This is a genomic window from Psychrobacter pulmonis (assembly GCF_904846465.1).
Lineage (GTDB): Bacteria > Pseudomonadota > Gammaproteobacteria > Pseudomonadales > Moraxellaceae > Psychrobacter > Psychrobacter faecalis.
Genome location: NZ_CAJHAT010000002.1, coordinates 512,816 through 530,440, shown reverse-complemented (window position 1 = coordinate 530,440; position 17,625 = coordinate 512,816). Strand labels below are relative to the sequence as shown.

The 17,625-nt window shown below is 45.1% G+C and carries 15 protein-coding genes; 2 read left to right on the top strand and 13 right to left on the bottom strand.

Features of this window, described 5'->3' with window-relative positions:
• Positions 1–32 precede the first annotated feature (32 nt).
• The 3 genes from JMX70_RS05995 to JMX70_RS05985 form a co-directional block, all read right to left on the bottom strand.
• Positions 33–704, bottom strand: a complete 672-nt coding sequence (locus JMX70_RS05995; protein ID WP_068405974.1) for an ABC transporter permease subunit — start codon at positions 702–704, stop codon at positions 33–35.
• On the bottom strand, positions 701–1,447 hold the full coding sequence (locus tag JMX70_RS05990) for an amino acid ABC transporter permease (RefSeq protein WP_193031106.1): 747 nt from the start codon (positions 1,445–1,447) through the stop codon (positions 701–703). Before JMX70_RS05990 ends, JMX70_RS05995 begins: the two co-directional genes overlap by 4 nt.
• A gap of 95 nt (positions 1,448–1,542) precedes the next feature.
• The gene (locus JMX70_RS05985; RefSeq protein ID WP_193031108.1) at positions 1,543–2,526 is read right to left on the bottom strand and encodes a glutamate/aspartate ABC transporter substrate-binding protein; all 984 of its coding nucleotides are present in this window, start codon (positions 2,524–2,526) and stop codon (positions 1,543–1,545) included.
• Positions 2,527–2,843: 317 nt separating this feature from the next.
• On the opposite strand from JMX70_RS05985, the gene hslO reads away from it, so the two are divergent.
• Positions 2,844–3,821: an Hsp33 family molecular chaperone HslO gene (hslO, locus tag JMX70_RS05980; protein ID WP_193031110.1), complete on the top strand. Its 978-nt coding sequence runs from the start codon at positions 2,844–2,846 to the stop codon at positions 3,819–3,821.
• A 110-nt stretch (positions 3,822–3,931) separates the two neighbouring features.
• Here hslO and JMX70_RS05975 read toward each other — a convergent pair whose 3' ends face one another.
• From JMX70_RS05975 to JMX70_RS05930, 10 genes are all read right to left on the bottom strand, one after another.
• Positions 3,932–5,401, bottom strand: coding sequence for a PGAP1-like alpha/beta domain-containing protein (locus JMX70_RS05975; RefSeq protein ID WP_193031112.1), 1,470 nt, complete (start codon positions 5,399–5,401; stop codon positions 3,932–3,934).
• Positions 5,402–5,631: 230 nt separating this feature from the next.
• Positions 5,632–7,833, bottom strand: a complete 2,202-nt coding sequence (locus tag JMX70_RS05970; protein WP_193031114.1) for a PhoX family protein — start codon at positions 7,831–7,833, stop codon at positions 5,632–5,634.
• A 281-nt stretch (positions 7,834–8,114) separates the two neighbouring features.
• Positions 8,115–8,744 carry a fumarylacetoacetate hydrolase family protein gene (locus JMX70_RS05965; RefSeq protein ID WP_369958255.1) on the bottom strand — a complete coding sequence of 210 codons (630 nt, stop codon included), beginning with the start codon at positions 8,742–8,744 and terminating at the stop codon, positions 8,115–8,117.
• 179 nt (positions 8,745–8,923) lie between these two features.
• Positions 8,924–9,649 (bottom strand): ABC transporter permease, encoded by a 726-nt coding sequence (locus tag JMX70_RS05960; RefSeq protein WP_193031118.1) that lies wholly within the window; start codon positions 9,647–9,649, stop codon positions 8,924–8,926.
• Positions 9,650–9,661: 12 nt separating this feature from the next.
• The gene (locus JMX70_RS05955) at positions 9,662–10,408 is read right to left on the bottom strand and encodes an ABC transporter permease (RefSeq protein ID WP_068405995.1); all 747 of its coding nucleotides are present in this window, start codon (positions 10,406–10,408) and stop codon (positions 9,662–9,664) included.
• A 603-nt stretch (positions 10,409–11,011) separates the two neighbouring features.
• The gene (locus JMX70_RS05950; RefSeq protein ID WP_201590408.1) at positions 11,012–11,971 is read right to left on the bottom strand and encodes an ABC transporter substrate-binding protein; all 960 of its coding nucleotides are present in this window, start codon (positions 11,969–11,971) and stop codon (positions 11,012–11,014) included.
• Between the two features lie 143 nt (positions 11,972–12,114).
• A complete protein-coding gene (locus tag JMX70_RS05945; RefSeq protein WP_200662561.1) occupies positions 12,115–13,053 on the bottom strand; it encodes a transporter substrate-binding domain-containing protein in 939 nt (312 codons plus the stop codon).
• 137 nt (positions 13,054–13,190) lie between these two features.
• Complete coding sequence (locus tag JMX70_RS05940) at positions 13,191–13,988, bottom strand: transporter substrate-binding domain-containing protein (RefSeq protein WP_369957937.1); 798 nt, start codon at positions 13,986–13,988, stop codon at positions 13,191–13,193.
• Between the two features lie 309 nt (positions 13,989–14,297).
• Entirely contained in the window at positions 14,298–15,095 is a 798-nt protein-coding gene (locus tag JMX70_RS05935) for an ABC transporter ATP-binding protein (protein ID WP_068406004.1), read from the bottom strand.
• 354 nt (positions 15,096–15,449) lie between these two features.
• Positions 15,450–15,764: a hypothetical protein gene (locus tag JMX70_RS05930; RefSeq protein ID WP_201590406.1), complete on the bottom strand. Its 315-nt coding sequence runs from the start codon at positions 15,762–15,764 to the stop codon at positions 15,450–15,452.
• 413 nt (positions 15,765–16,177) lie between these two features.
• Between JMX70_RS05930 and JMX70_RS05925 the strand changes: the two genes are divergently transcribed.
• Positions 16,178–17,479: a glutamate-5-semialdehyde dehydrogenase gene (locus tag JMX70_RS05925; protein ID WP_201590404.1), complete on the top strand. Its 1,302-nt coding sequence runs from the start codon at positions 16,178–16,180 to the stop codon at positions 17,477–17,479.
• Positions 17,480–17,625 lie beyond the last annotated feature (146 nt).

The following is a 17,625-nucleotide window of genomic DNA, read 5'->3' as shown; positions in this document are numbered from 1 at the left end:
TCTTAATAGTAAAATACTGCGCCAAATTTAAATTAAAACCTTAAGCGTTTTTGCAATTGCTGTACGCCGATAGAGGCACTTAAGCTGATAATAAAATAAACAGCTCCCGCGCCTAAAATATAAGGCGTCAGTAAGCCCATCAGCTCACCCCGAACGTAAGCGGCGCGGAAAAAATCCGTCAACCCAATAGCAAAAACCAGCGTCGTATCTTGGAATAAAATAATACATTGCTGTAAAATCAGCGGTAGCATTTTGCGAAAAGCTTGCGGCAATATCACCAAACGCATGGTTTGCCCATAAGTCATGCCAAGAGCCTTTGCGGCATTCACTTGCCCGCTACCGATAGATTGGATACCTGCGCGCACCACCTCTGAGAAGTACGCCGCTTCAAACATCATAAAAGCGACCACACACGAGGTAAACGCGGTATCGAGCTGTAAATATTTACCGGCTATCCAAAAATACATCATCGGTACGGCAAAATAAAACCACAGCAATACCAATAGCAACGGCACAGAACGAAAGTAATTGACGTATAATTTGGCAGGAATTTCTAGCGCTTTGATGCCGGACAAACGCATTAGAGCCAATACCGTGCCTAAGCTAATACCGCCTAAGATAGCGAGAAACAATACTTTTAAGGTGGTCAGCATACCGCCCATCAAGCCCGGATACGCCGTTGCAAGTTCGGTCATCATATTCATTTTTGACTCCCTGCAATCAGCCCAGGTACTCGTAATTTACGCTCAATCAGTCCCATAATGGCAATTAACGACAGATTAAAAACCAGATAAATAATGGTCGCATAAGTGTAAATCTCGAGGCTGTTTTGGGTATATTCACTGATGGTTTTGGTTTGGCTAATCAGCTCCATCACCCCGACCAGCGACGCTACCGACGCGTTTTTAAAGCAGTTGGTGAGCTCCGAGCTTAGTGGTGGCAAAATAACACGAAATGCCTGCGGTAGTAGCACTTCTTTATACGCCTGCGGAATCGTAAAGCCGAGCGCGTAAGCAGCATTGATTTGCCCTTCAGGTAAGGATTCGATACCGGTACGCACCTGCTCAACGATACGCGCGGCGGTAAATAATCCTAAGCCAATACTGGCGGACAGCATGGCTGAGGTATTAGGCGATAAGTCTTTATACCACCACTCTTGTAGTGCAGGCGTCAGCCAACCGGGGGCGATATAAAACCAAAAGAATAATTGTACAAGAAGAGGAATATTACGAAAAAATGTCACATAAGCGGTACCAATACTACGCGCCGCTTTATTTGGCAAGGTGCGCATGATGCCCAAAATAGTACCAATCACCATGGCAATCGCCCAAGCGATACTGCCAATCAATAGCAGCCAGCCAAGACCGGTCACCATCCAATGCAGGTAAAGCTCGTTACCGATACCGGTCTGCTCAAAGAGCACACCCCAGTTCCAGCTATAATTCATGATTGTCTCTCCAAGCAGCGATTGAAAAGCTAACGCGCCCGATTGACATTGCTGTCAATCTGAGCGCGTAAGCAAGCTATGTTGAGGGACAATAATTACTGTGCTGTCGCGACTTTTGGCTGAGCGCTATCATGTGGATTGGCAATCAAGGCTTTTAGATTGTCTGACATCTCAAAGTTTAGATTGACGTTTTTTGGCGGAATTGGGTTGGTGAACCACTTATCATAAATGCTATTAATCTCGCCTGAGCTAAAGACATTGGCAAGCGCTTCATCGACCACCGCTTTAAATTCAGGATCGTCTTTACGCATCATACAACCATAAATCTCAAACGATTGCGGCGTACCAACAATCACCCATTCATCTGGATTTTTGGCTTTGGCTTTTTCACCGGCAAGTAGTACATCATCCATCATAAAGGCATCGGCACGGCCGTTTTCTAGCATAAGGAAAGCTTCGCCATGGTCTTTTGCCGAGATGACATTGATGTCCATTTCATTTTTATCATTGTATTCACGAATATAACGCTCTGAGGTCGTACCAGCAGTGGTGACCAAAGTTTTACCTTTTAGGTCTTCAAAATCTTGAATACCTGAGTCTTTTTTGGTCAATAAACGCGTGCCAATTTCAAAGAAACCATTTGAGAAAGCCACTTGTTTTTGGCGCTCTTCGTTATTGGTGGTTGAGCCACATTCAAAATCGACCGTGCCGTTTTGCACCAGTGGAATACGCGTTTGCGAAGTAATCAAGTTATAACGAATTTTTAAATCCGGCATATTAAGCTTTTCTTTTACCGCATCGACCACTTTCATTTCTAAATCGTGCGCATAGCCAATCGGCTGATTTGGGTCATCAGCGATGTAAGAAAAGGGGATAGAAGAGTCTCGGTGACCGACCACGATAGTGCCCGATTCTTTGATTTTTTGTAGCGTACCGTTGGTATTTGCTGCCGCTTCTGTCGTCGCCGTGCCATCTGCTGGCGGCGCTTCGGTGTTGGTTTGATTGCTATTATTACAGCCCGCTAGGCCAAGTGCCATAAAGGCAACCAACGTTAGCGGTTTTGAGATTAAGTAGGTCATGAGATACATCCTTTTATCACATTTATACAAACTAGGAGGGGACTTTGACGGTATTTATGCCATTATTTGACTTTATATAAGCCCTTGGCTGACTTTTCCGTCATGCATCCATGCTGTTGCTTTAGGTTATAACTATGCAACTTAATGTTACTGTACAACAATTTGCGTGATTGGGGTAAACTTTTTTTAATGAGACTGATATTTTGCAGATTTCGTTTAACAATCATTTAAATTACGCCAATAACCAAGCCGCTATGATTGATAAATAATCATTAATCCCCATAAAGCTAACAACTTCTTAATACTAGTTATGACCTATGACCCAAGATACTCAAGTCCCAAATGTCGATCAACAAGCGAGCAGCCACCGCGATAATGACGTACGCCAACGCTTTTTTATCGAAGACTCACCGGTGCGCGGCGATGTGGTGCGCCTATCGCGCAGCTATGCGACGACCATTGCCCAAAAAGCTTATCCTGAAGCCATTAAGCGCTTATTAGGTGAGATGCTGACGGCGGCAAGCTTGTTGATCAGTACCGTTAAAATTAATGGTCGCTTATCGATTCAATTACAATCATCAGATAGTGACAGCTTGCTCAATTGGGCAATGGCAGAATGCGACCAAGACGGTATCATTCGCGCCCTTGCCAGCTGGAAAAATGACACCGACGAGCAAGTGCAAGCGTGGGAAAATATGATCCATGCCAAAGACGCCTTTGCTGAGCTCGGCGCTGCTGGTCAAGGCGTGTTATTTATCAACATCCAGCCTGATGGCGGCGAGCCGTATCAAGGTATCGTTGAGCGTAGCCATGACAACTTAGCTGATTGCTTAGCGCATTATCAAAAACAATCGGCGCAGATTCCAACGCTGATCAATCTGGCATCCGATGGTTTGCAAGCCGGTGGTATCTTGGTGCAAATGCTACCTCGTACCGCAGCCGAGACCTATGAAGTCGAGCAAAACCAAGATGCTGGTATCGATGATGACTTGTGGACACGCTTAAGTGTGCTCACGCGCACGCTAAAAGCAGAAGAGCTGACCACGCTTGATGCCAATGAAATCCTGTACCGTTTGTATAATGAAGAAAAAGTCGTTGCCCCTGAGCCTGTAGCGTTATCGTTTGGCTGCACCTGCTCACGCGAGAAGTGTGAGATGGCCATCGAGCAAATCGGTGAAACCGAAGCGTTAGATATCGTGGACGAACAAGGCGGTACGTTTGAGATGGACTGCGGATTTTGCGGTGAGGTCTACAAATTTGATAAAGACGATGTAGCGGCTATTTTTGCTGAATAGCTTCTTATCTGTTTTCTACCGTCCCTAAAATTTAAAACCCTCAAGTGTCATGCTTGAGGGTTTTTCGTTTTTATAATTTTATTGATAATAACATTCATAGTGTTAACACCTTAAATCTCGACCTCGTAATCTATCGGATAAGAATAGATACGGCTATCAAGCCCATATTTGGCGTCATGCGCGTCGCCTAATCTATTGGCTGATAACCAAGAAATCACTTGCGCAAGCACCCGATCGTTATAAGTTAAATTCATATGATTGACGCCATAAAATATCGCCTTATGACCCTCGGGCACATTCAATGTATGCTCTTCGGTATATTCGCCAAGTGCCGATTCTACCGAAACCAGCCCATCACCGAGTAAGCTTGTGGTCTTAGATTTATAATGCACCTCAACCATAGCTGCCGCGACCAGATAGGTATTTACATGTAAAGGTAAGCGCGTCGGATGGCGAAATTCTGCGGGCAGCACACTGCGCCCTTCAGCTGATTTCCAGTCCGCATCGCGAATACTGCCGTAACGTAAATCAATAATTCCCGCACTACGCAAGTCGCCTAACTTGGCTAATGAGCCTGCAAAAGGCAATTTAGCGATTTTATCTTGAACAAAATGACCAATCTGCTCTAAGCTTGCGCCATGATGTGGCGAGCCTAAAGTAATAAGATTGCCCACGCGTTCGACCCAGCTAAAACCTTGTTCTTTACCATAAAATAGCGCGCTACGACTCAGCAAACCGCCCATGCTATGGCCGATTAAGTCAAGCTGGGTGATATCTGGATTATTCTCCACCAAATCTTGCAAGACTTTAGCAAAGCTACGCCCATTACTGGAGATACGCCGACCGGTATTATAGTTCAAATATAAAACTGTACTGTCTGGCAACTTGTGGGTCAGCATAGCACCGAGATTATTTTCGCCCGCAACTTGCCAGCTTAAATGACTCAAACAAAGCCCATGGCATAGAATAATCACCCGCCCCGATAGTGCGCCACTTTGCACATAATTGTCTTTATCGTATAGCATCATCGACACGGCCAACGGATTGTCATGGGTGACAAGGTGGTCGCCCATCACGCCATTTAGGATATTGACCATACGCCGTAAGTTTAAAGGCAGTGGTTGTATTTTTTTGGGTTTTAAAACCGTGTTATACAAACGTAGCCCTATGGCAATATTGTTGCCGACCAATTGCATCGCTTGACGCACCGTACCATAAATGCGCCCGGTGATACCGCGCTGCCAGTGCTCAAGATTACCATTATTAAACCGCCCCAAAGGACGCAGCAAAATCTCACGGTGGATAGCTTCGACAATATCCGTTACTTCCACGACACCCATAGTAGCAAGCTGCGCCAAGCCTTCAAAAAAATCCACCAAAGAGATTGGTTGATGCGGTTTTATCACACTGTTATCGACATTTTTGGCGATCAGCTCATCGACATAAATATAGTCAAGTTCTGCTAGCGCTTCATAGACATCGTCTTGAAAGTCTGCTTTTGCGCTCAATTCACCATCAGAGGGACGCCGAGTGGTCGCAAATAAATCGTGTATGGTTTCTATAGGTCTTGGATTGGGCATAGTGTTGCTACAGCAAGCGATTAAGGGTAATTGCCATACTAGCCTGTAAATGCCATAAACAGAAGAAAATGATTTAACTATCAGGTATTTTTATGGTTAAAAAAACAGGGAACTATAAAATATCGAAACTTACCCATTAGTAGCTATCGCCTACAACACAAAAACCCTAAAGCCATGACTTAGGATTTTTATGTTTGTTCAGACGTATCATTACTAATGCAAATAGTTAACTAGACAAAGGATTCTGCCAGTATGACGTCACCATCTTCGCGTGTAATCATAACTGTCGCTGAGCGCGGGGTACTACCGCCAGCCACTGCTCCCCATGTATTACCCGGATGCTGAATATTAATAAACAAGGTTTTAAAGTCTGGCGTCATCGTGATACCTGTGACTTCACAGCCCTCCGGACCGACAAAAAATCGTTTGATGTTATCATTGCTAGCAGGCATACCGACTCGGGTTTGTTGCCCTGCTGACGTGGTTTGAATGGCGCCATCGCTTACATTACCTGGTAGCGCTGCCAGTAACATACAGCTGCTGGTATCGGTATAAGCGCCGTCGTCTGTTTGAATCCATAGAACGCCGCGTGGATCGAAGTATAAGCCATCGGGAGAAGAAAAATCATTACTGTCATTTAATTGCGATAAATTTTCTGCTACTAAATCATTCGGTGCAGCAAATAAATAAATGTCCCAGTCAAAACTGGTTGCCGCATGATCACCGCCCGCTTCTGCCCAGCGAATGATATGGCCGTTGTCATTGCCACGCGCTTTGCCGCCAGTATTATAGCTGCGCGGATTGGACGCCGACACTGGCTGATCATCTCGTACACCACGATATTTATTATTGGTCAAAGTCACATACACTTCACCCGTTATCGGGCTGACCGATACCCATTCTGGTCGATCCATTTTGGTTGCACCGACTGCATCTGCTGCCGCGCGAGCAAAGACCAATACCTCATCTTGTCCATGAAAAGGCAACTCGCTGTTCAAAGCATCCAGTCCATTTTGACCATGAATTAACGCTTTCCATTCACCGTGACCATTTTCATTAAAGATAGCAACATAGAGCATGCCCTCATTCAAATACTTGTCACCCGCTTTTAATCCACCACCGATATCAGCATTTGACCAGGTGGCTTTGGAGACGAATTTATAAATATATTCACCGCGAGCATCATCGCCCATATAAAACACCACCGGTTTGCCTTGTTCAACGGGAGCATAAGCACAGTTTTCATGAGCAAAACGTCCCAGTGCCGTGCGCTTTTGGGGCATGGAGTTTTGATCAAAAGGATCAATTTCGGTGATATAACCAAAGGTATTAAAACCATTTCGATAATCGTCAGTAGCGCTAGCACTAGTGGCGGTCATATCCCAGCGTGAAAACTCGTCTACGATCTTGGCATCTTTGGCATCAGGGGTGTGCCAAAGATATTCAAAGCCAGAGAAATTTTCCGTTGCGCCATAGCGCTCGCGACCATAATTTTGTCCTGCGCTCAGCTGACTGGCATCTTGCCCACGGGCAAACACCCCTAAAAAATTCTCTTCGGTGGTTAGATAGGTGCCCCATGGTGATAAGCCTGCGCCGCAATTGTTGTTGATACCACGAGTTTGAAAGCCTGTTGGGTCAAACTTGGTCTTGACCAAATCAGAGCCCGCAACAGGACCTGCTAATTGCGTGGTTGTACTGCTGGTGATACGGCGATTGTATTTTGAATTGGGGACCATTTCATAGCCCATGCCATCGGCGCGGCGCTTCATCTCGACCACCGCTACCCCATGACAATTCACCTCACGGCGTACGTCGCTTGCAAGTCGACGATTTTGAAAGATTGGCGCAGCATTTTTATCTTGGATCACATGGTAACCAAATGGGCTCAGCTCGCTGCTATTGACGTATTCATGATTCATGACCAGTAGTCCATTCTCTGATGCTTTGGCATCATAGGCAGTGCCCTTTTTGCCAAAGAACCACATGCCATCATGGTTATCACCCATACGCCATTCGAATGACTCAGCTGACTGCTCGCGATTGTCTTTCCAATCATCAATGCCAGATATCAGCGGCGTGCCTAAAGGCAGTATTATCTCAGCCTTATAGCCTGCCGCCACGCTCATGGTTTCGGCAGTCGAATGCGCCACTGCGGTAAACTTCAAAGTTTCGGGACGCTTGAGATCACCTTGTGCAGGGATAGCAGCATCATTGCCATTATTTTTGGTAGGAATACTATCGTCATCGTCGCTACAGCCAACTAAAGGTAGCGCTCCAAAAAACGCCGCCGCCGTCAATCCTGTGCCACCTTTTAGGATACTACGCCGATTTAAACGGCGACTAATAATGGTTTGAAAATCAATATTGTTGCTCGGATTAGAATCTTCAACGACTTCATGGGCAAGCGGTTGTTTGTTATTCAATAATGTCATTATCAGTCACCTTGCTGTTAGGCTTGATTGGCATGAGAGAGTTGATTGCAGTCTCGTAATTGCAATCACCAAAATACGAATTATGCCTAATTCTACTGAGTGTTTATGACAGTACGTTGAAAACCAAATGCCGATTTGATAGTTATTTAATGATAAGCTTAGGATAAATGACTATCACCACTGATAAACCAAAAAAATCCCAAGCGTTCACTTGGGATTTTTTTGATAGCGTTAAGCATTAATGCCTTTACAGATTAATAGGTGATAGCTGCGATAAAAACTTATTTAACCTCTGTCTGCCACTGATGAGCGCCTAGTTTTAAAGTCAACACATCGCCCGCATGTAAAGCGCCAACGCCGCTTGGTGTCCCGGTCATAATGACGTCGCCTGCTTGCAAACTAAAAGCGTGACTGATATTAACCAATAACTCATAAACGGGAAATAGCATCAAGGCGCTATCGCCATCTTGCTTGAGTTCGTTATTAATATTCAGCTGGTAATGGACGTTTTTGAAGTCACCAAAGGCATTTGCATCGAGCCAGTCAGCAAGCACACAAGCGCCATCAAAGCACTTGGCGCGCTCCCAAGGATGACCTTTTTCTTTCAGCTCAGTTTGTAGCTCACGCAAGGTCAAATCAAGCCCTAATGTCACGCCACCAATAGCTTGTTTCGCCTCTGCAAGCGTGGCTTTTGATAAGTCTGTTGCCAGCTGAATACAAAGCTCAGCTTCATAGTGGGTTTCGCCAAAGATGGCAGGGTTTGGTCGCTCAACACCCTGATGGATAGATACCACCGAAGAGGCAGGTTTCATAAATAGCATCGGCGCGCTAGGCACTTCATTGCCCAACTCCTCTGCATGCGCCGCATAGTTGCGCCCGACACAGACGACTTTACCGATAGAAGTACGCAGACGTTCGCTATTATCAATGCTGGTATCACTATTGGTATCAGTGGTGCCAGCAGTATCTTTCACATTACCAATAATAGCGTTGGCGATGGACATATGGGGCGATGAGCTCATACTATTTCCTTAAGGCCGATTTTTTAATTTATGACCACTATAGCTTTTTTATTTTGCCGTGCCTACTTTTAAGGAATGGTATTGGTAACCACGTCTGGCGGCACATAGCTGGCGTGACGATTCATACGTTTTTCAAACAATCTAAAGCTAAATAAAATCACCCACGACAGCAGCAGATAAACGACACCGGCCGCAAAGAACAATTCCATCAAGGTATAAGTACGCGCACTAATCGTACGCGCAACGCCGGTGATATCCATCAACGCAATGGTGGATGCCAGCGCGCTTCCCTTTAGCATAAAGATAACTTCGTTACTGTAGGCAGGAATCACAATGCCAAAAGCGCGCGGTAAGGTAATACGCGTCAGCTTCTGCCATTTTGACATGCCAATGGCATCGGCGGCTTCAAGCTCGCCCACAGGAATATTTTGGATTGCACCGCGAATAATCTCTGCCAAATAGGCGCTGGTATTAAGGGTAAAGGCGATGATGGCACACCAATAAGCTTGGCTAAGTACCGGCTCCCATAAGAACGAGTTACGTACCGCTTCGAACTGCCCAAGCCCATAATAAATCAAAAATATCTGTACCAGTAGCGGCGTGCCACGGAAAAAGAAGATATATAAAAATGGTAAAACTTGCACCAGCCAATTTTTGGACAGGCGCAATAATGCCAAAATCAAACCAAAAAACAACCCAATAATACCCGAGAATACAACGAGCTGGACGGTCAATACCGCGCCACCCATTAAATCAGGAATATGGTCAAAAATGACCTGCCAATTCCAATCCATAGTATCTCTCCTCTACCCTATGGTCGATTGACTTTGAGTGGTTTGATGGTGGGTTTGACGGCTGAGCTTTTTAGCATAACGCGCCGCCGGATTGGCACGCCACTCAAGCCACATCATAAAACCGGTAATCAACATGGTCAGACCCAAATAAATAATCGCCGCGGCCATATAAAAGGTAAACGGCTGCTGTGTCGACTGCGCCGCACGCGAGGACTGATACATGATATCTTTTAGACCGACGACCGACACCAAGGCGGTATCTTTGAGCAATACCAAAAACAAATTGCCGAGACCTGGCAGTGCAATCTGCCAGACTTGCGGCAAGGTAATACGATAAAAAGTCTGAAAAGGTCGCATGCCAATCGCTTGCGCCGCTTCTCTTTGCCCTACCGGAATCTCTTGAATGGACATACGAAAAATTTCGGTCGCGTACGCACCAAAGGCAATTGATAACGCCATGACCCCGCCCCAAAACGCGCTAATCTCGATATAGTCGTTATAGCCGAACTTTTTGAGGATACTCATGAGCAATATCGAGCCGCCGTAATAAATAAACAGCACCAATAACAGCTCAGGGATGCCGCGCATCGTGGCAGTATAGACCGTCGCAAGCTTACGCAGCAGCCAGACATTGGACATCTTGGCGGTCGCGCCAAGCAAGCCTAACGCCATACCGATGACCAAACTGGTCAGCGCCAGCTTTATAGTGACGGTAGCGCCGCTTAGTAATAGCGCGCCAAATCCTTGTAAATCAAACACAATTATCCACTCAGTCTCTTTATATTAGCAAGTTGCAAAATATGAGTTAAAAGAATCAGCATCAATAGCTGAGCGCTGCGAATAGTCGTATGACAAACCGCATAGATGGCGGTTTTTTGCGTCATAGAATGACGTGATATCCATACGATTACGGCGGCGGAAATTGACACAGTAGAAATGAGCGCTGATTTTATCATATTCGCTGCCAGCTATGTTAATACTCACGCATAAAAGCGCTGCCTAAATAGATACTTATCAGGATAAATAGCCTATAAATCAGTGATATCTGATAAAAGTTGACCCTTCATAATGCATAAAATTGTGGTGATTCTTTGAGTAAGGAATCATGATAATCATTTTTAAAAAAAATCGATAGAATAATAACCAGATGCGAGTAGGATAAATTTTTCTTGCTTGCCGTGCGCTTTGCACTCCAGAGGCTTCGAAAAATTTATCCCCCTCGCCCTGTATTGGTTGTAAAGTAACCCTATTATTAAAGCAAAAAAGACATCACCCTGATGGTAATGTCTTTTTGCTTTTATGACTTCACGTTTACCGCTAAATAGGGAAAACCGTGATTAATATAACAATGATAATAAGCGCTTATTGCGCTGCATTTTCTACCGTTGGTTCGGTTGATACTGTCTCAGTGTTTGCCACCTTCGCTGGTACGGCAAAATATTTTTGATTGATTTTATCGTACGTACCATTGGATTTTAGATTGGCCAAAGATTTATTGATTTTGGTTTGCAAGGCTTCATCGTTAGGACGCACGGCAATTGCAAAATTATCATTGATATCTATCTCATCGCCTTTTATTGCATAATTGCTGCCTGATGCTGAGCCAAGCCACTCTAGCGCTGGGAGTTTGTCAGATATCATGGCATCAACGCGACCAGAACCCAAATCCAAAAAGGCATTACTCAAGGTATCATAAAGCTTCATATCAGCTTTTGGATAGGCATTTTCTAACCACTGCGAAGAGATGGTCGAGCGCTGGGCGGCAATAGAATGGGCATTGATATCGCTGCTATTGGCAGGATCAAAGCTGCTGTCTTTTTTGGCTAAAAATACCAAGGCATTGCTAAAGTACGGATCGGTAAAAGCCACTTGCTTTGCGCGCTCTGGCGTGACCGACATTGCCGCGACGATGGCATCATATTTACCCGCTTTAAGCCCAGGAATAATACCGTCCCAATCTTGCGCTATGATTTCACAGGTCATCTGCAAATCGTCACAAATAGCATTGGCGATTTCAACATCGAAGCCTCCAAGCGTGCCATCGGCATTGGTATAATTAAAAGGGGCATAAGCGCCTTCGGTGCCGATACGTAGTATATTATCATCGTCGGTCGCCGCGCTATTATTATCAGCCGCTTCTGACGTTTTAGTCGTCTCTGCGCTTGCGCTTTCGTTAGTCTCATTTTGACCATTACTACAGCCCGCTAAAGCCAACAATGCCGCTAGGGCTAGCATCGATTTTGTCTTTAACAAGTGCTTACTGGCGGATGAGGTGGCAGAGGGCGTACTAGGAATAGGGGCTAAAAGAAGATGGTTGCTCATAATCATCCTTGATGTTGTTATTTGACATTATTAATTGGCATTGGTACTTTGGAAAGTATTGTAGATGGCATAAAGCACGCTTTAATTAAAACGTGCTTTATTAAAATCAGCGCTTATCTAATAGATTATGAGAGACAGCTCTATTAATTAGTCGCCGTTTCTGCTTGCTCTTCTTTGGCTATTACTGCATTGGCATCGACATTACCATCATCAACGACCACCACTTCTTTGACACCATCAGTCGCTACTGCTTTTTGCGCCGCCGCTGTTGAGCTGGTACCAAAATAACTGCCTGTGATTTGGTCGTAAGTGCCGTTGTCTTTTAGTTCAGCCAACGCTTTATTAAACTTGGCAACCAATGGATCGCCTTTACGAAAGGCAATACCCATCGCATCATCGCTGGTGCTGATTTCTTGACCTTTGACTTCGTAGTCTTTACCGGCGTCGGTTTTTAGCCAGTCAATACCAGTGACTTTATCAGACATCATGGCGCGCACGCGACCTGAGGTTAGGTCTAGATAAGCGTTGTCTTGAGTGTCATAAAGCTTGATGTCAGAGTCGGCATGTTTTTCTTGTAGATATTGTGACGCAACCGTCGAGCGCTGTGAGGCAACTGGCTGACCTTTTAGGCCATCGACGGTAATATCATCGCCTTTTTTACCAATGAGGATAATGCCAGTATGAAAGTACGGGTCGCTAAATTCTACGACTTCTTTACGCTCAGGGGTGATTGACATACCAGCAATGGCGGCATCAAATTTCTGCGCATTTAGCCCTGGAATGAGGCCGTCCCAATCTTGCGAGATAACTTCACATTCAGCTTTCATTTGCGCACATAAGGCGTCTACCAGCTCAATCTCGTAGCCGATTAATTTGCCATCGGCGTCGGTATAGCTAAAAGGCTTATAGCTTGATTCTGTAGCGATTTTTATATGTAACGGTGCGTCGCTTGTAGCAGCGGCGTCCGTATTTTCTGTAGGCGTTGAGCTATTGTTACAAGCAGCAAGCATCAGCATCGCTGCACTAAGCGGCGCAAGCCATAGCGCTTTTTTGCTCATTGATGAGGTCATTGAAGTGATCATAGAGGTTATTCCTTAATATATTTACCAGCCGTTATTCATCCGCAATGGGTCAGACATTGGTTAATCGGCGCTTATTGAAACCGTCTGTTGACTAATAGCTATCAGTTAAAGACTTCTCGCAAAGCGCATCAAGCAAATTACTGACCGAAGTTTTCTTGCTCAAGACGGGCAAGCTCACCGTTGCTACGGATTTCACTCAGCGCTTTATTAAAGTCGTCTTTGATTGAGTCACCTTTACGGACAGCAATGGCAATATTATCGTCGTTATCAATCTCATCACCCACGATACCAAAACCTTCTGGATTGTCCGCTAACCATGATTTGGCAGAGACTTTTTCAGCAAGTACCGCATCGCTACGACCAGATTTTAGGTCTAAGTAGGCATTGTCATAATTATCATAAAGCTTGACGGTGTTGCCGTCTTTACCTTCATAATTATCTTGTAAATACGCGCCAGGTGTCGTTGAACGCTGGCCACCAAGGGTTAGGTTTTTAATGGATTTGGGGTCAAAGCCGCCTTTGGTATCGGTAAGCCAAACCATGGTATTGGCGAAATACGGCTCGCTGAAATCAACCTTTTCTTGACGCTCTTCAGTGATTGACATACCAGCGATGACGGCGTCGTATTTTTGCGCCAATAGACCTGGAATAATACCGTCCCAATCTTGAGCAACGATTTCACATTTGGCTTGCATTTGCGCACATAAGGCATTGGCGACGTCGATATCGAATCCTGCCAAGCTGCCATCGGCATTGGTATAGTTAAAAGGAGGGTATGCGCCCTCAGTGGCAATACGAATGGTCTTGCCGGCCGTTTCTGCGGCAGGGGCATCAGCGCTGCTATCAGTGGCGTCATTAGCAGACTGACTACAAGCGCCAAGCATAAGCGCGGCGGTGACGGTCATCGATGACCACAAAAGGCGAGAATTCGACATCATACATTCCTTAAATTCTGATGAGGTTTTTGATATAGGGTTCTGATATTTTGTTCTCTGACGTCCCTGCCAGATAAGCAAGTCAATGAACATAAAGACATAGGCAGACGCCAGTTGCGACTGCCTATAAACCCTTTGATAATACCTGACTCAAATATCAAAAACAAACGTTTTGCATACCAACTGTGATTATTCGGTAATAAAAAGACTAAGAAAATTTAGGCCAAGAAAATTACTGAGGGCAACTTTTGTATCACAAGCGTTTTAGGTTTTTTGACATTCAACCAAACACCTGTAAAACATTCGCTTCTAGTTTTGACGATGCGATGCCATAAAGTCTTTAACGCGCTCAGATTTTGGATGGTCGAAAACTTGCTCAGGTGTACCAATCTCTTCGATGATACCTTGATGCAAGAACACCACTTTGCTTGATACCTCACGGGCAAAGCGCATCTCGTGGGTAACAATCAGCATGGTACGCCCCTCTTCGGCAAGCTCACGCATGACCGCAAGTACTTCATTGACCAGTTCGGGGTCAAGGGCCGAGGTTGGCTCATCGAACAATAGCACCTGAGGTTGCATGGCAAGGGCGCGTGCTATCGCCACACGCTGACGCTGACCGCCCGATAAATTCGCAGGATAAGCGTCTTTTTTATCGAGTAAACCCACTTTATCGAGCAGTTTCTCTGCATCGCTAATCGCTTGGTCTTTTTTAATTTTTAAGACCTGCGTTGGTCCTTCGATGATATTTTGCAAAATGGTTTTGTGTGGCCACAAGTTAAAGTTTTGAAACACAAAGCCCACGCGCGCGCGTAAGCTCTCTAATTGCTTGATATCTGCCGCTTGTAATTCGCCTGATTTGGCAGGCTTTAGCATCAGCTCATCATTGCCGATGATGATACGCCCCTGATTGGGTTTTTCGAGCAAGTTAATACAGCGCAGCAAGGTTGACTTACCGGAGCCAGACGAGCCTAAAATAGAGATAACGTCGCCATCATAAGCAGTTAGAGACACCCCTTTTAGCACCGCCAACGAGCCGTAGCTTTTATGGACATCTTGTAAATCTAAGGCGATAGGCCGAGTCGGATTCTTTGCAGTATCAAGCATGGTTTAGCAGACTTCCAATAAATATGAGTGAAAACATGAATAAAAAAATGCGCCATTGTCGCCTATAATGCGATAAAAAGGCAAACCCTGCCCCTTCAGTTAGTAAAGGTCATTAAAAATCATTAGAGTTTGACAGGATAATTCATTGCCGATAAAAAAATACTCAAAACGGCGCTCAGCTTAGATAACTCTAGCTAAGTAGCGCGGTATTCTTTTTAAACAGAATCAACGACAAAATAAGGCCCATAACGCATAGTCAGTTATGGGCCTTATTTTATCATCTTAACGCCGCTAGCGCTGTTTTATCTGCTAAATAGTCAGTCGACGCTTGCAAGCGGCATTTAACAAGCTCAACTAGTAAGTCGAAATGTGCTCTTCGCTTTCAGTTCCATCCAGGACTTCTGCATCATCAGCAGTTGCTACCGCAACATCATCATTCTCGCTAACGGCCATACCATCATTAGCATCGGCACTTGCAACGGCGACATCATCCGTGCTGTTTGCTGCTGCCACGCCGGTAGCGTTATTTTCTACTGGCGTCTGCGCGTCCGCAGTTGGTTCAACATCCATTGGCGCTTCTTCTTTTTTGCCGCAGGCGCTGACGCTTAATGCTGCTGCTACCAAGCCTACTGTGAGCCAGTTTTTATAGGCTTTATTTTTAATAGCCATTTTTTTCTCCATAATGAGTCTTTAGTTTATTAATCTTTATAAAATTCATCACTTTATTGCATCAGCCAATTGCTATATCTCTCATTGATAACGTATGAGATAGCGTGTGAATTGACCGTCTTAGCACCCACTATACTTACGATTGACCACGACTACCTTAGCAGTTGCAGCGCAGTTCTGTTAAAAATACGTAACAGACAGCATACTTTTTTATCTCCCATTGCTTATAGACGCTATAAAAAGTTAAAACCTTAAAATACAACATAAGAAAACTCCGCAGTGCTTGCTAAACGGTCGTTGTTCACAAAATCGACTTTACTATCGTCCTCATCTCCTCTATGTTAAATAGCAGAGCGCCATTAGAGCGCTAAACGATATTTTTTAGATTATTGATGATAAAAGGACGTTAATTTATGACGCAATCGAATACCACAGATGTAACCGCCTATATGCAGACGGTCGGTAAGCAAGCGCGCGCGGCATCACGAGCATTAGCTGCGGCCAATACTGGCGATAAGAATTCGGCGCTGATGGCAATCTATGATGCGTTAAAAAGCGCCAAAGCTGATATTTTAGCAGCCAATAAAATCGATATGGATAAGGGGCAAAAAAACGACTTGGACGCTGCCTTACTCGATCGCCTTGAGCTAAACGATACGCGCTTCGATGGTATGCTACAAGGTTTAAAAGACGTGGCGGCATTGCCCGACCCTATCGGTGAAGTGACCGACATGACTTATCGTCCATCAGGTATTCATTTAGGCAAAATGCGTGTGCCACTCGGGGTAGTCGGGATGATTTATGAGTCGCGTCCCAACGTTACCTTGGAAGCGGCTTCGCTGGCGCTAAAATCTGGTAACGCTATTATCTTGCGCGGTGGTTCTGAAGCCTTTGAGTCCAATCAAGCGATTGCCAAATGTATCTTACAGGGTTTAAAAAAGGTCGGTCTTTCTGAGCATAGCGTACAAGTGTTAGAAACCACTGACCGCGCTGCTGTTGGCGAGCTGATTACCATGACGAACTATGTCGATGTGATCGTACCACGCGGCGGTAAAGGTTTGATTGAACGTATCAGCCGCGATGCCCGCGTCCCTGTGATTAAGCATTTAGATGGTAATTGTCATACCTTTATCGATAGCGATGCCGATGCAGACACGGCGATTAAAGTCAGCGTTAATGCCAAGACCCACCGCTACGGTACCTGTAATACCATGGAGACGCTATTGGTCGATGAATCAATCGCAGCCGAACTATTACCAAAAATTGCTGAAGCCATCGTAACAGCCGATGACGCCATGCAACTGCGCCTCGATGAGAAGTCACAGGCGATTTTAAATGACAATGTTACCCTGCAAGGTCATTTATCGGCAGCCACCAGCGAGGACTGGGACACCGAATATCTTGCGCCTATCTTGGCAGTCAAGGTGGTAACGGGTATCGATGAAGCGATTGAACATATCAACACTCACGGCAGCCACCATACCGACGTCATCATTACCGACAATTACACCAAGTCACAGCGCTTTATCCGCGAAGTCGATTCGGCAAGCGTGATGATTAACGCCTCGAGCCGTTTTGCCGATGGCTTTGAGTACGGACTTGGAGCAGAAATCGGTATCTCAACCGATAAAATCCATGCCCGTGGACCGGTTGGGCTTGAGGGTTTAACCTCGCAAAAATGGATTGTTTACGGTCACGGCGAAACACGCGCCTAGGGCATCATTGCTGCACTATAATTTATTGGCCAATTCGAGTATAATCTTAAATAACGTCAGCTTAATTGCTGGCGTTTTTTTATTATTGATAAATATGCTATATATGGCATATAAAAATTATTTTGCTGAATAGAACCACGCTATAG